The following is a 13,738-nucleotide window of genomic DNA, read 5'->3' as shown; positions in this document are numbered from 1 at the left end:
GCGACCGTTCACCATTACAGCACCGGGGACGCAGCACTCACCACACGCAGGGCTAGCCCCTCATAAGGGTCGAGGTTGAAGGTCATCTCGCCGTTCTCGGTCAAATCGCCTTCGACGCTTTCGTGAATGATGTCGACCACCGGACCGGGCGCGATGCCAGGCAGCGTGATCGTCTCGCTGACGGTCTCGGCGCTGAAGTTCAGCGCTGTGATCTGCACGCCCTTGCCGGCGGGCAGCTCGTGCACCATGACCAGCAGCCCCGGAGCCTGGACGTCGGGAATCAGGATCTGCTTGCTCGCGGCAATGTCGTAGGCGCGGCGGACACTGAGGATGTGCTTGAGCTGGCAGGCGAAGGAGCCCGGAGTCTTCAATTGTTCCACCAGGCTGCCATAGAGCGAGCGCGCCTTGGGCAGCCCCTCGCTGGACGTCTCGGCTTCGGGTGCGATATCGGCCAGGTCGTAGCCGCCGCGGTGCAACCAGCGGGTATCGCCGTCGCCCATCAGGTGCTCGACCTGTTCGGCCTTCAGGGGCAGGGCGCCGACCAGGTCCCAGCCGGAGAGGGCGAACACACCGGGCTGCATGGCGTTGAACATCACCAGCAGGATGTGCAGGCGCTGAATCTGTTCGATGTCGGCCGGCTTGATGGCGTCCAGGTCACGAATGCCAAGCGCTGCGGTGATCACGCTGACCGTGGTGCAGGACACGCCGTTGGTGACGAATTTGAGGTTGTAGGGCGCGTGCTCTCCGGTCAGCCGCTCATACATTTCCTCGCGGATGTGCTCGCGAAGAATGCCGCCGGACAGGGTCTGGCCGTGATAGTGGTAATGGTCGTAGGCGTGCAGCGTCCAGAAGTGCACCAGCTCCAGGGTCAGCTCGTCGTGGTTCTGCATGGCGTGGATCAGTGATGCCGGGTCGATACCGAACGCGTGCACCTCGCGCAGCATCAGCCGCAGGAACTCGGTGTCGCCGGTGAGCAGGGCGTGCTGATAGGCGGGGCGGGTAATGAAGTCATAGGACAGGTCGGCGCCGCCGTGGGACATCGAGGCGATATCGTCGATGGTCAGGTTCAGCTCCTGGAAGCTGAAACCGCCGGCCTTGCGGATGGTGCTGGCGATCAGTTGATTACCGGTCACCGACAGCGGATGCCCCTCGGACCAGGCGGTGCCCTCGGCGCGGCGCTCGACACCGAGGAAGCCGTTGGCATCCAGACGCAGCACGCGCGCGCCGGAGATGTCGATGGCATGCAGGGCATCGCCGATGATCAGTTGCTGGGCGGCGAAGGTCGGGTCCAGCCAGTTCAGCGAAGGCTGGCCTTCCTTGAAATAGTGCAGATAGACCCAGCGCCGACGCTTGCCATCGACGCCGGTGACCACGCCGGTGGCGCTCCAGTCGGTGTCCTTGATGCCGGGTTCGAAGAAGATCACCCGCTGCAGCTGACCGACGATGTAGTGCTTGTCCTTGAGCTGGTCGACCACGATCGGCGAGAGGTTGACCGAGTCGCGCCCCTTGGGCACGTCGGGCAGCAGGGGCCAGTCCTCCTCGTTGATCTCGACCATGTGGTAGAGGCCCGGATAGTCGCCGTAGGCCATCTCGGCGAGTCGGAAGTCCGCGCCCTTGCCGGTATGCGCGGGCACGATGTCGTCGATGACGATGGCGTTGTGCGCGGCGGCCATGCGGCTGAGCTGCAGCATCTCGGCCTCGGTGCCGAGGTTGGGGTCGATGTCGAAGCTGATGCGGTCGAAGTTGCCATCGATCGTCGGCGTGAACTCGCGCCCACGCAGGCCGCCGGAGCGCTTCATCGGGCCATTGTGAATGCCCTGCACACCGAGTTCGGACAGCGCGCTCCAGAGGCGGTCGTCACCCAACGCTTGCAGCACCGAGCCGCCCTCGGGAGTGATGATCGCGGCGGGGTAGGCGGTGAACCACACAGAGGAAATCGCGCTCGCGTCGCGCGGCCGCGCCTGGGCGTAGGGACGCTGCCAGAGCCGCGCCTGGCCAGCATAGAGGCGGGCCCGCTGACGGGCTGCGTGGAGCATGGATTGGCTTTCCAGCCATTCGATGTAGGCGTTGTCTGGTGTGCTCATAACGACGTTGGGTTCCCGGTGCGCTGAAGGGGAAGGGTAGTCGTTTGAGTCGAACGCACCGGCATCGTTGCATCGATCGGCGTATCGATGTCTGGAGGTGCCGTAGCAGGGCGGCTTACATCTCTCTCACCCTTGCGAATCGTGGTGCGTAGGGTGGATGTCGCTCTTTACATCCACCGTGACGGTGCTCGGTGGATCGGTGGGGCGTGATCCACCCCACGCCGCTTCGACCATCCCAGCCGGCAGCAGCGTGGTGTCGGGGCGATAGAAGCGGGCGGCTCGCCTTACAGCAGGCTCCGCGAATGAAGTCGCAGGCACCGAGGCCCCATCGTCCTGCGGTGCTTCAGCGCGCGCCGGCGACCACCGTAGCCGAATTGTCCGGCTGAGGGGTCAGCTGCCGCTTGGCCATTCTCTGCTGCTTGTAAGCCAGTGCGGCGGGCGCCACCGGGGTGGTCTTGCCGGTCTCCAGCCATTTCTTCAGACGGCTGGCATCGGCCATATGGGTGTACTTGCCGAACGAATCCAACACAACGAAGGCCACGTCGCGACGGTTCATCACGGTACGCATCACCAGGCAGTGGCCCGCGGCATTGGTGAAGCCGGTCTTGGTCACGTGAATGTTCCAGTCGGGCTTGCGTACCAGCGCGTTGGTGTTGCGAAAACCCAGCGTGTAGTTGGGCTTGCGAAAGGCGACGGTCTTTTCCGAGGTGGTGCTGAACTGCTCTATCAGCGGATAGGCCTGGCTGGCCTTGAGCAGCTTGACCAGATCGTTGGCGCTGGACACGTTCTGCTCGGACAGGCCGGTGGGCTCGACGTAACGCGTATGACTCATTCCCAGCGCCCGGGCCTTGGCGTTCATGGCCTGAATGAAAGCGTTGTAGCCACCTGGATAATGGTGCGCCAGGCTCGCCGCGGCGCGGTTTTCCGACGACATCAGCGTCAACAGAAGCATCTCGCGCCGGCTGATTTCGCTGCCGATGCGCACCCGTGAATACACGCCCTGCATTTCCCGCGCATCGCGAATGGTGATGGGCAGGCGCTCGTCGAGCGGCGGCTTGGCGTCGAGCGCGACCATCGCGGTCATCAGCTTGGTGACCGAGGCAATCGGCACCACCAGGTTGGGGTTGCTCGAATAGAGCACCTCGTTGCTCTTCAGATCGATCAACAGCGCGCTGCCGGACGCCAGCTCCTGCTGGGTGGTCGCCTTGGAAGCAGCGATAACGGAAGGAGTCAGGATGACGCTGCTGCATGCGAGCAGCAGACCGAGAATGGATTGGCGAAATTTCAAGATGAACACCGATGAATTGGCAGTGAAAAAAGACGCGCCCGAAGCCGACGAACGCGACGCGCATTATAGGTAAACCCAGGCCACGCATAAGGCCCCTGCAGCGTTATATTTCGGCTCGTTCAGGGCCGTTTCGACCCGTTCCGTACAAGCCGTTTCGCTCGTTGCCCAGATTGGCGCCCGGGTATCCGACTGTGCTGAGCGGGCCCAGGGCGCTGCGTTCTGAGTGTAGAAGAACATCGACTGCTGCGCTTTCCACACCCTCCGAGCCGATACAGCGAAGCCGCAACACGAAACCACCGTGGAGGCCTCTCCCCGGCTATCGGCAGCGATGCGCGCCGAATCAATCAGCCCGACGGACGGGAACCCGTACGCCTGCTGCTGGTCCGCTGCCTGTCAGGATCTTTGCCGTAACCATGGGGTCCAACGAGCACATTCAAAAGGGGAGAACCGATATGTCCCGTTTCAGCCGCAAGCCCACCACCCGCGACGAAATCGAAAGCGAAATCCACGACTTGATGACCGCGCTCGATGAGCTCAAGCACGACGCGGCGCGCGGCTCACGACATCGCTTCGACTCCCTGCGCGCACGCGCCGAATCGCTATGGCACGACGCCGACTGGGACGCGCACTGCCGCGACCTGTCCAAGCGGGGGCGTGATGCCGGTCGCATGGCCAAGGAATGCGTACGCGAACACCCGCTGAGCACCGTTGCATTGGCCGCCGGCGCGGTCGCGCTGATCGGTTATCTGGTCACCCGGCGCTGACCGGCTCGTCCCGCCATGCTCAACGCCGAGACGCCCAGGCTCAAGTTCGCACTGTACGGGGCGCACTCAAGTCTGGGCAATGCCTTGCTGTGTGAATTACTGAGCCGGCAGCACGAGGCCGTGGCGCTGGTGGACGATCTGAATTCGATGACCGTCCGCCCAGGGCTGCGTGCCAAGACCGGCGATCTATTCGATGCCGTCAGCGTATCGCAGAGTGTCGCCGGCATGGACGCGGTGGTCTGCCTGTACGACAGCCAGTCGGTGCCCACCGCCTCCGGTACCGCAGCGGCAAAGCAGCCGCACGATCTATATCAGGCGGTCGATGCCTTGTTGTCCGGGCTACCGAAGGTCGGCGTCGAACGGCTGCTGCTGGTGGTCGACTTCAGCGCCCATGGCGGAGAGCCGGAGGTGGCGGCGGCGCTGCAGCGGATCGCGGAGCACCCACTGAAGTGGACCCTGGTGGATGCTGAAAGCAGCGGCGAGGACCTGTCGATCGAGGATTTCAGCGTCCTCGACGGGCTGGAAACCGATGACCGCCGCGTGCAGCTTCGGCGCATGGCCGCCGGCATGGTCGACGAGCTGGAAACGCCACAGCATTTGCATCAGCAGATCCACTTCCGCCTTTGAGCGGCACTCAGCCGGCGAGTTGCTGACGCAATTGCGTCAACACCGGAACTGCATCCGGACGTACCCCGCGCCACAACTCGAAAGCCGCCGCGGCCTGTTCAACCAGCATGCCCAAACCATCCCGGGTCTGCGCGCCAAGGTCAGCGGCCCATTGGCAGAAGGGCGTCGGCTTCGCGCCATACATCATGTCGTAGCAGAAGGTCGTGCCCGAGCGGATCAGGCTGTCGGCCAGCGGCGGCAATTCGCCGCCGAGACTGGCCGAGGTGCCGTTGATGATCACATCGAACGGACTTTGCAATTGCTCGAACGCGCTCGCGCTCACAGGGCCCAGCTCGCCGAACTCATCGGCCAACTGCTCGGCCTTGCCCAGCGTGCGGTTGGCAATGACCAGCGTTGTCGGCCGCTGTGTCAGTAACGGCTCGAGCACACCGCGTACCGCGCCGCCCGCACCCAACAGCAAGACGCGCTTGTCTTGCAGCACCACGCCGGCGTTATCCAGCAGATCGCGCACCAGACCAATGCCGTCGGTGTTGTCGCCCAGCAGGGGGCCGTCTTCGAGCTTCATCAGGGTGTTCACCGCGCCGGCGCGCCGTGCGCGTTCGGTCAGCTGATCGGCCAGGCGAAAGGCCTCTTCCTTGAACGGCACGGTGACATTGGCGCCCAGCCCGTGGGCGAAGAATTCACGGGCGAAGCCGGAGAAATCATCCAGCGGGGCCAGCAATGGCTCGTAGCTCAGCGCCTGGCCGGTCTGCTCGGCGAACAGGCGGTGGATCTGCGGTGATTTGCTGTGGCCGATGGGGTTGCCGAAAACGCCGTAGCGGTCCATGAAAGCTCCTGAATGTCGTAGCAAGTGCAGCAATGGCGAGCCGTGCTCAGGGCTGCTCGCCCAGCCAGTCGCGATCCTGCAGGAAATAATCGGTCAGTCGCGCTTCCGGCGTGCCGGGCTCCGGCTGCTTGTCGTAGCCCCAACGCACCAACGGCGGCAGCGACATCAGGATCGATTCGGTACGCCCGCCAGACTGCAGGCCGAACAAGGTGCCGCGATCGTAGACCAGGTTGTATTCCACGTAGCGGCCGCGGCGCAGCTCCTGGAATGCCCGTTCGCGCTCGCCGTAGGCCATGGCCTTGCGTTTCTGGACGATGGGCAGATAGGCCTCGATGTAGGCATCGCCAACCGCACGCATGAAGGCGAAGCTGGTGTCGAAATCCCACTCGTTGAGGTCATCGAAGAACAACCCGCCAACGCCACGCGGTTCGTTACGGTGCTTGATGTGAAAGTAGCGGTCGCACCATTCCTTGTAGCGCGGGTACACATCCGCGCCGAAGGGCGCACAGGCATCGCGGGCCACGCGGTGCCAGTGGATGCAGTCTTCCTCGTTGCCGTAATAGGGCGTCAGGTCGAAACCGCCACCGAACCACCACACCGGCTCTTCGCCTTCCTTTTCGGCAATGAAGAACCGCACGTTGGCATGCGAGGTTGGCACATAGGGGTTTTCCGGGTGTATCACCAGCGACACGCCGAGCGCCTCGAAGCCACGGCCGGCCAGTTCAGGGCGGTGCGCGCTGGCCGAAGGGGGCAGACCACTGCCGTGAACATGCGAGAAGTTCACGCCGCCCTTCTCGATCAGCGCACCGTTCTCGATCACCCGAGTTCGGCCACCGCCGCCGGCCGGGCGGGTCCAGGCGTCTTCAACGAAGCGGGCACCGCCGTCTTCGGCTTCGAAGGCGGCGCAGATACGGTCCTGCAGGTCGAGCAAATAGGCTTTGACGGCTTCGGTACGCTCGTTCACGAAATTCACCTTGGCAAATAACCGCACAGGTCCGGCGTTATTGGCTGGCCGGGCCGTGCTTCAGCAAAAGGGCCGGCAAGCATATCACCCAGCCGATTGACGGACGCGTCCGGGAAGCGTTGGATAGGCTCCTTTGCATTTGCCCAGGAGTCGATATGTCGCAGCGCATCCAGTTCAGCCAGCACGGTGGTCCCGAGGTTCTCGAACAAGTAGACGTGCCCGTCACAGCGCCGGGGGCCGGCGAAGTTCGGGTGCGTAACCATGCGATCGGGCTGAACTTCATCGATACCTATTTCCGCAGCGGCCTCTATGTACCGCCGAGCCTGCCGTCCGGCCTGGGTGCCGAAGGTGCGGGTGAAGTCGAGGCCGTTGGCGAGGGCGTCAGCGGATTTCAGGTCGGCGATCGCGTCGCCTATGGCACCGGCCCATTGGGCGCCTATGGCCAGCATCACACCTTGCCGGCGCGGCACCTGGTGAAACTGCCGGACGCCATCAGCTACGAGCAGGCCGCCGCCGTAATGCTCAAGGGCCTGACCACGCAGTATCTGCTGCGCCAGACTCACGCGTTGCAGGCCGGCGAAACCGTGCTGTTCCATGCCGCAGCCGGTGGTGTCGGTTCGATCGCCTGCCAGTGGGCCAAGGCCATCGGCGCGAAACTGATCGGTGTCGTCGGCTCGGCGGACAAGGCCGAACGGGCCAAGGCGCTGGGTGCCTGGGCGACCATCGACCGCACCCGCGAGGACGTTGTCCAGCGCGTGCTGGAACTCACCGAGGGTAAGAAATGCCCGGTGGTCTACGACTCGGTGGGCAAAAGCAGCTGGGAGATCTCGCTGGATTGCGTCGCACCGCGCGGCCTGCTGGTCAGCTTCGGCAATGCCTCAGGCGCCGTCACTGGGGTGAACCTCGGAGTGCTGGCGCAGAAGGGCTCGCTGTATGTCACCCGACCGACGCTCGCCGGCTACGCGGACACCGCCGAGCGCCTGCAGGCGATGGCGAGCGAACTGTTCGAGATGATTGCCAGCGGCAAGATCAAGGTCGAGATCGACCAGCGCTACCCGCTTGACGAGGCGGCCGAGGCACAGCGCGTACTGGCAGCGGGCCAGACCACAGGATCGACCATTCTGCTGCCCTGAGGTTGGCCGTCCGGCTGTCTTCAGGACGGCCGAATGACCTCGCCGTTGCGCACATCGCGAATGGTGCTGGGGTTGCGCCGCCCACCCAGGTAGCCGCCGAGCACCGCGTCGAGCTGGTCGGAGAAATACTGCTCGACGCGCAAGCGCGATCGCGCTGCGGGGCGGCCGGCGGGGTTCGCCGAGGTGGATACCAGCGGCCCGGTCAGCGCGCACAGTCGGGCAACCAACGGATGATCGCTGACGCGCAGGGCCACGCTGTCGTGCTTGCCGGTAATCCAATCCGGCAACCGCTGGCGATGTGGTACCAGCCAGGTATTCGGCCCAGGCCAGGTGCCGGCCAGACGATCCAGCCAGCGCTCGGGCAGGTCCTCCAGGAGGAAGTCGAACTGCTCGACGCAGTCGGCCACCAGGATCAATCCCTTCTCCACCGGCCGCTCCTTCAGAGCCAGTAACCTATGCACCGCATCGCTGTCCCAGGGATCGCAACCCAGCCCCCAGACCGCTTCGGTCGGATAGGCGATGACGCCGCCCTGTCTGACCACCCGAGCCGCCTGCTGCACACGCCAGTTTCCGATCATTAGCACCCCCGCTGAGACTGATCGGCGCAGTGTACCCAAGCACATGCGACTGCACAGCCGCGCTCAACCGGTTCGCGCGACCCAGAGCCCATTTTCACAGGCGACCAACCCTTCGATTTCCAACTCGGTCAGTTCCGCCAGTACCTGAGCCAAGGGCTGCGCCACCGCCCCGGCGAGGGACTCACTGGTCATCGAGCCGGCAATCAGTTGATCGAGCAAGGCATGTGCCGGCCGCTCTGGTTGCGGCTCGTCGGCTGCAGTCGTCTGTTGCCAGCCCCGGAGGGCCTGAAGAATATCGTCGACGCTTTCAACCAGTGCCGCGCCCTGACGGATCAGCTGGTGGCAGCCACGAGCGCCGGGATGATGAATCGAACCGGGGATGGCGTAGACCTCGCGGCCTTGCTCGGCTGCCAGGCGCGCGGTGATCAGCGAGCCACTCGAAGGGCTGGCCTCGACCACCAGCACGCCGAGCGAGAGCCCGCTGATGATGCGGTTGCGACGGGGAAAGTTGGAGGCGTGCGGTGCGCAGTCCAGCGGCAGTTCGGACACCAGAGCGCCGCCGCTCTCAATGATGCGCCCGGCGAGACCGACATGCCGGCGCGGATAGAGCTGTTGCAGACCGGTACCCAACACGGCGATCGTTCGGCCGCCTACGTCCAGCGCGCCCTGGTGCGCGGCGCCATCGATGCCGAGGGCCAGGCCACTGGTGATTACAAAGCCGCCGCCCGCGAGGCTGCGGGCAAAGGCAGTGGCATTGTCCAGGCCCGGGCGCGAGGCTCGACGGCTGCCGACCATGGCCAGCTGTGGTTGCTCCAGCAGGGTGGAATCGCCGTGAACGAACAACAGCGGCGGCGCATCCGGCAGCTCCGCCAGCAATGCCGGGTAGCCAGGGTCGTCCCACATCAGTAACTGATGGTCTGGCTGCTCCAGCCAGGCCATTGCCTGGGCGGCCCGTTCGCGTATCGCAGGACTGCGTCGGGGTTCAGCGCAGCTCGCCGGCAGCCCCAGCGCACGCCAGGCGGTCGCCGGTGCACTGAGCGCAGAGGTGGCATCGGGGAAGGCGCTGAGCAGTTTATGCAGACGCCGCGGGCCGAGCTCCGGCAGCAGATGCAGGCGCAGGCGGGCTTCCAGTTCGGCAGGGGAAATCGCAGGCATGGGTGAGCATTCCTTGTCTCGTCGCACCGCATCCATGCGGTGGTGTCGGCTGTAAAAAAAACCCCGCATTCAGGCTGCGTGAAAACGTAGCGAGCGAAGGTTAAGCAAGAACTAGGCGTCCCCACAAAAACAGGCGAGGAAGCGGACTGGGCTCGCACTCGAGTTTACGAGCTGTAAATGAGCATTCCGACTGGGCTCGCATCCGAGCCTGTTTTTAACGCGGCATAACCGAGCGCAGTAGTTTTCACACAGCCTGATCAGCGGGGCTCGGGAATCAAGGATTGCGGACCTTATCCATCACCGACAGCGAGCGCGTGGCCTGGAGGACCAGGCCATAGCTGAGCTTTTCATAGGTGCGGAAGACCATCAGCAACCCCGAACGCTCATCGGGAATCTTGACGTTTTCACCGGTCACCCGGTCGCGCACGGTTTCACCGGTCTTGTACACCGCCAGCACATTGCCGACGCTCAACCCGTCGCGGGCGCCCTTGTTCAGGGTCACCACATCGAACTGGCCGATCTGGGTCACGCCGCGCGGCACGTCGAGGATCACGCCTTTGATCTCGCCTTCCGGTTCGCTCGGCATGAACGTCGAGTTCACCGCGCGCTCCTCGCTGGGGAACATGCGGTCGCCGAGACGGGCTTCCTGGGTGACGCGCGTGAGCATCATGGTGGCGATGTCACCTTCCATGTCGAGCAGCTCGGCGGTGCCTACGTCATCGGCGTTGATGCCGAGGAATTCCTCGGTCTCGGGGTCTACATAGGTCTTGCCCTGACGAAAGATACCGTAAACCTTGATGTCATCTTGGAAGTTGCCGCGCCCGTAGACGCGATCGCCTGCACCACTGATGACTCGCTCGGCATTGCCGGCGACGATATAGGGTGCAGCCTCGAATTCGGCGGCGTTATTGACGATGCGGTTGCTCAGCAGAAAGCTGTTGATCGCTTCCAGCGGGATGGTGCTGATGGCTTCGGCTATGGGTGTGGTGCGGACGGTTGGTGACAGTTTGATGGTGCCGCGCGATGCTCCGCGATTGAGCACGACACGCGGCTGGCCGTCGATGTAGACCAGACTGAGGCTGTCGCCGGGATAGATCAGGTGCGGGTTTTCCACTTGGGGGTTGGCGTGCCAGAGCTCCGGCCATTTCCAGGGTTCGCGAAGGAAGCGACCGGAAATATCCCAGAGCGTGTCGCCTTTCACTACGGTGTACTGCTCCGGATGGTCATCCTTGAGCTGCACAGCGGCCTGTGCCATGCCGCCAACCGCCACCAGCAGCAGGGCGAGTAGTGATTTCCTCATGTGGTGAATCCCTTTATGATGTGCCTTCACGTAAAGCGCCCTAGCGCCGCAGAAACCCTTGTGGAAAGCGGCGTTAAGCCGTTTACAAGCTGCTCGGCATCTTAGCAGCGGCTTTTGACTTTATTCCATAAGTGCATCACAAACGCATATGGCAATCCTGAACATCCTAGAATTTCCCGATCCCCGGCTGCGCACCATAGCCAAACCGGTGGACGTGGTCGACGATGGCATCCGCCAGCTGATCGACGACATGTTCGAGACCATGTACGACGCCCCCGGCATCGGCCTGGCCGCGACACAGGTCAATGTCCACAAGCGTGTGGTGGTGATGGATCTGTCCGAGGACAAGTCCGAGCCGCGAGTTTTCATCAACCCCGAGTTCGAGTTCCTGACCGACGAGATGGAGCAGTACCAGGAAGGTTGCCTGTCGGTGCCCGGTTTCTACGAGAACGTCGACCGCCCGCAGAAGGTCAAGATCAAGGCATTGGATCGCGACGGCCAACCCTACGAGCTAATCGCCGAAGGCCTGCTTGCGGTGTGCATCCAGCACGAATGCGATCACCTCAACGGCAAACTCTTCGTCGATTACCTCTCCACTCTCAAGCGCGACCGGATCAAGAAGAAGCTGGAAAAGCTTCACCGTCAGCAGGCTTGATCACCGACCCGAAGGCTTGCAGCAGCAAGCCTTTTTTATTTATTGACGAGTCCTTCCATGCGCATCGTTTTCGCCGGAACGCCGGAATTCGCCGCTCAGCATCTGCAAGCCCTGCTCGATGCCAATCGCCAGGTAGTGGCGGTCTACACGCAGCCGGATCGGCCGGCCGGACGCGGGCATAAGCTGATGCCCAGCCCGGTCAAGCAGCTCGCTCTACAGCACGGGATTGCCATCCATCAACCGCAGACCCTGCGCGACCCCGCGGCCCAGGCCGAACTGGCTGAACTGAACGCCGACCTCATGGTGGTGGTGGCCTACGGATTAATCCTGCCGCAAGCCGTGCTCGATCTGCCGCGCCTGGGCTGCATCAACAGTCACGCCTCGCTGCTGCCACGCTGGCGCGGCGCCGCGCCGATCCAGCGCGCGGTCGAAGCTGGTGATGCCGAATCCGGAGTGACCGTGATGCAGATGGAAGCCGGGCTGGATACCGGGCCCATGCTGCTGAAAGTCCGCACGCCGATCGCCGCCGACGATACCGGCGGAACCCTGCATGACCGGCTCGCCATGCTGGGTTCGGAGGCGGTGGTCAAGGCCGTCGCCGCCCTCGAAGCCGGCACGCTCCGCGGCGAGGAGCAAGACGACAGCCAGGCCACCTACGCACACAAGCTGAACAAGGACGAGGCGCGCCTCGACTGGAGCCGCCCGGCTGTCGAGCTGGAGCGCCTGATACGGGCGTTTCACCCCTGGCCGATCTGCCATAGCCGGCTGGACGAGGCCGCTGTGAAGATTCACGCCGCTCGCCTGGCTTCAGCACAGGGCGCGCCCGGCCAAATCCTCGATGCCGGCAAGGACGGCCTGCAAGTCGCTTGCGGTGAGGGCTCGCTGCTGCTCACCCGACTACAACTGCCCAACGGCAAGCCGCTCAACTTCAGCGATCTGTACAACAGCCGACGTGAGCAGTTCACGCCTGGCAAGGTGTTCGTCTGATGTCGATGAATCCGCGTCTGGCCGCCGCGCGCGCGCTCAGCGCCGTGCTGTCCGGCAAGGCCTCGCTGAACAGCAGCCTGCCCGAGGTGCTGAGCAAGGTCGACGCCCGTGATCGTGGTCTGACCCAGGAATTGGCGTTCGGTGCTGCTCGCTGGCAACCGCGCCTGGCTGGCCTTGCCGAGCGCCTGCTGCAAAAGCCATTCAAGGCCGCCGATCGCGACGTCGAAGCCCTGCTGCTGGTCGGTCTCTACCAGTTGTTCTATACCCGCATCCCGCCGCACGCAGCCATCGGCGAAACCGTCGGCTGCGTGGAAAAGCTGAGAAAGCCGTGGGCCAAGGGCCTGCTCAACGCGGTGCTGCGCAATGCCCAGCGCGATGGCGAAGCCTTGCTCGCCGAACTGGAACACGACCCGGTGATTCGCTTCGCCCATCCGCGCTGGCTACAGAAATCGCTGAAGGCGCACTGGCCCGAGCACTGGCAGGCCATCTGCACCGCGAACAACGTTCATCCGCCGATGATGCTGCGGGTCAACCATCGTCAGACCCAGCGCGACGCCTACCTTGGCGAGCTGCAGAGCGCCGGCCTCGAAGCCTTTTCCTGCGCCCACAGTGAAGACGGCATCCGCCTGGCCGCGGCCTGCGACGTCAACCAATTGCCGGGCTTCGCCGAAGGGCGGGTCAGTGTGCAGGACGAAGCCGCGCAGCTCGCGGCCGGGCTGCTCGATCTCGCCCCGGGGCAGCGCGTGCTGGACGCCTGCTGCGCGCCCGGAGGCAAGACCTGTCACATCCTCGAGCGCGAGCCGGCGCTGGCCGAGGTCATCGCGTTGGATCTTGAGCCTAAGCGCCTTCAGCGCGTTCAGGAAAACCTCAGCCGCCTGCAATTGCAGGCCAAACTGGTCGCGGCCGATGCCCGCGCGACCGAGGTTTGGTGGGACGGCCAACCGTTCCAGCGCATCCTGCTCGATGCCCCCTGCTCGGCGACTGGGGTCATCCGCCGCCATCCGGACATCAAGTTGGCCCGCCAGGCCGACGACATCGCGCCATTGGCGATCCTGCAGGGCGAGATGCTCGACGCGCTGTGGCCGACGCTGGCAATCGGTGGCGTGCTGTTGTACGCCACCTGCTCGGTGCTGCCGACCGAGAACCGCGAGGTGATCGAGGCCTTCCTGGCGCGCATGCCTGGCGCCCGTGAGCTGGATTTGCCGAGCGGTTTCGGTGTCGAACAGTCCCATGGGCGTCAGTTGCTGCCGCAGGAAAACGGCCACGACGGCTTCTACTACGCCAAACTGATAAAAATCGCGGCCCAACCCAATGGCCATAATTCGTAAATGAGCCAGGCAGCATGCTTCGGCCAATCATGGATGCGGCGGCCTGCCG

The 13,738-nt window shown here is 64.1% G+C and carries 13 protein-coding genes; 6 read left to right on the top strand and 7 right to left on the bottom strand.

Annotation, left to right across the window (positions count from 1 at the left end; all coding sequences use genetic code 11):
* Positions 1–14 precede the first annotated feature (14 nt).
* Positions 15–2,084, bottom strand: a complete 2,070-nt coding sequence (treS, locus tag UF78_RS00180; protein ID WP_045159991.1) for a maltose alpha-D-glucosyltransferase — start codon at positions 2,082–2,084, stop codon at positions 15–17.
* 343 nt (positions 2,085–2,427) lie between these two features.
* A complete protein-coding gene (gene pbpG / locus UF78_RS00175) occupies positions 2,428–3,372 on the bottom strand; it encodes a D-alanyl-D-alanine endopeptidase (RefSeq protein ID WP_045160037.1) in 945 nt (314 codons plus the stop codon).
* A gap of 452 nt (positions 3,373–3,824) precedes the next feature.
* On the opposite strand from pbpG, the gene UF78_RS00170 reads away from it, so the two are divergent.
* On the top strand, positions 3,825–4,136 hold the full coding sequence (locus UF78_RS00170; protein WP_045159990.1) for a glycine zipper domain-containing protein: 312 nt from the start codon (positions 3,825–3,827) through the stop codon (positions 4,134–4,136).
* Between the two features lie 15 nt (positions 4,137–4,151).
* A complete protein-coding gene (locus UF78_RS00165) occupies positions 4,152–4,763 on the top strand; it encodes an NAD(P)-dependent oxidoreductase (RefSeq protein WP_045159989.1) in 612 nt (203 codons plus the stop codon).
* A gap of 7 nt (positions 4,764–4,770) precedes the next feature.
* Here UF78_RS00165 and aroE read toward each other — a convergent pair whose 3' ends face one another.
* Both aroE and hemF read right to left on the bottom strand, forming a co-directional pair.
* Positions 4,771–5,589 carry a shikimate dehydrogenase gene (gene aroE, locus UF78_RS00160; protein WP_045159988.1) on the bottom strand — a complete coding sequence of 273 codons (819 nt, stop codon included), beginning with the start codon at positions 5,587–5,589 and terminating at the stop codon, positions 4,771–4,773.
* 46 nt (positions 5,590–5,635) lie between these two features.
* Positions 5,636–6,553: an oxygen-dependent coproporphyrinogen oxidase gene (hemF, locus tag UF78_RS00155; protein ID WP_045159987.1), complete on the bottom strand. Its 918-nt coding sequence runs from the start codon at positions 6,551–6,553 to the stop codon at positions 5,636–5,638.
* Between the two features lie 155 nt (positions 6,554–6,708).
* Here hemF and UF78_RS00150 point away from each other — a divergent pair, with 155 nt between their 5' ends.
* A complete protein-coding gene (locus UF78_RS00150) occupies positions 6,709–7,686 on the top strand; it encodes a quinone oxidoreductase family protein (protein WP_045159986.1) in 978 nt (325 codons plus the stop codon).
* Between the two features lie 20 nt (positions 7,687–7,706).
* On the opposite strand, the gene UF78_RS00145 is transcribed toward UF78_RS00150, so the two are convergent.
* From UF78_RS00145 to UF78_RS00135, 3 genes are all read right to left on the bottom strand, one after another.
* Complete coding sequence (locus tag UF78_RS00145; protein ID WP_045159985.1) at positions 7,707–8,264, bottom strand: L-threonylcarbamoyladenylate synthase; 558 nt, start codon at positions 8,262–8,264, stop codon at positions 7,707–7,709.
* 63 nt (positions 8,265–8,327) lie between these two features.
* Complete coding sequence (gene dprA, locus UF78_RS00140; protein ID WP_045159984.1) at positions 8,328–9,419, bottom strand: DNA-processing protein DprA; 1,092 nt, start codon at positions 9,417–9,419, stop codon at positions 8,328–8,330.
* 274 nt (positions 9,420–9,693) lie between these two features.
* Positions 9,694–10,719: a LysM peptidoglycan-binding domain-containing protein gene (locus UF78_RS00135; RefSeq protein WP_045159983.1), complete on the bottom strand. Its 1,026-nt coding sequence runs from the start codon at positions 10,717–10,719 to the stop codon at positions 9,694–9,696.
* Positions 10,720–10,867: 148 nt separating this feature from the next.
* Between UF78_RS00135 and def the strand changes: the two genes are divergently transcribed.
* The 3 genes from def to rsmB are packed head-to-tail and all read left to right on the top strand — an operon-like array spanning position 10,868 to position 13,689.
* Entirely contained in the window at positions 10,868–11,374 is a 507-nt protein-coding gene (def, locus tag UF78_RS00130) for a peptide deformylase (RefSeq protein WP_045159982.1), read from the top strand.
* A 42-nt stretch (positions 11,375–11,416) separates the two neighbouring features.
* Positions 11,417–12,361 carry a methionyl-tRNA formyltransferase gene (gene fmt, locus UF78_RS00125; RefSeq protein ID WP_045159981.1) on the top strand — a complete coding sequence of 315 codons (945 nt, stop codon included), beginning with the start codon at positions 11,417–11,419 and terminating at the stop codon, positions 12,359–12,361.
* Between the two features lie 5 nt (positions 12,362–12,366).
* Positions 12,367–13,689, top strand: coding sequence for a 16S rRNA (cytosine(967)-C(5))-methyltransferase RsmB (gene rsmB / locus UF78_RS00120; RefSeq protein WP_045160036.1), 1,323 nt, complete (start codon positions 12,367–12,369; stop codon positions 13,687–13,689).
* Positions 13,690–13,738: the final 49 nt, after the last annotated feature.

This window comes from Stutzerimonas stutzeri, assembly GCF_000952685.1.
Lineage (GTDB): Bacteria > Pseudomonadota > Gammaproteobacteria > Pseudomonadales > Pseudomonadaceae > Stutzerimonas > Stutzerimonas stutzeri_E.
This window is presented reverse-complemented; position numbering and strand designations above follow the sequence as displayed.

Bases quoted from the DNA above. Each gene is read 5' to 3' on its own strand.
- treS (WP_045159991.1), bottom strand. From the start codon at position 2,084: ATGAGCACACCAGACAACGCCTACATCGAATGGCTGGAAAGCCAATCC.
- UF78_RS00165 (WP_045159989.1), top strand. From the start codon at position 4,152: ATGCTCAACGCCGAGACGCCCAGGCTCAAGTTCGCACTGTACGGGGCG.
- UF78_RS00170 (WP_045159990.1), top strand. From the start codon at position 3,825: ATGTCCCGTTTCAGCCGCAAGCCCACCACCCGCGACGAAATCGAAAGC.
- UF78_RS00135 (WP_045159983.1), bottom strand. From the start codon at position 10,719: ATGAGGAAATCACTACTCGCCCTGCTGCTGGTGGCGGTTGGCGGCATG.
- dprA (WP_045159984.1), bottom strand. From the start codon at position 9,419: ATGCCTGCGATTTCCCCTGCCGAACTGGAAGCCCGCCTGCGCCTGCAT.
- UF78_RS00145 (WP_045159985.1), bottom strand. From the start codon at position 8,264: ATGATCGGAAACTGGCGTGTGCAGCAGGCGGCTCGGGTGGTCAGACAG.
- aroE (WP_045159988.1), bottom strand. From the start codon at position 5,589: ATGGACCGCTACGGCGTTTTCGGCAACCCCATCGGCCACAGCAAATCA.
- rsmB (WP_045160036.1), top strand. From the start codon at position 12,367: ATGAATCCGCGTCTGGCCGCCGCGCGCGCGCTCAGCGCCGTGCTGTCC.
- def (WP_045159982.1), top strand. From the start codon at position 10,868: ATGGCAATCCTGAACATCCTAGAATTTCCCGATCCCCGGCTGCGCACC.
- UF78_RS00150 (WP_045159986.1), top strand. From the start codon at position 6,709: ATGTCGCAGCGCATCCAGTTCAGCCAGCACGGTGGTCCCGAGGTTCTC.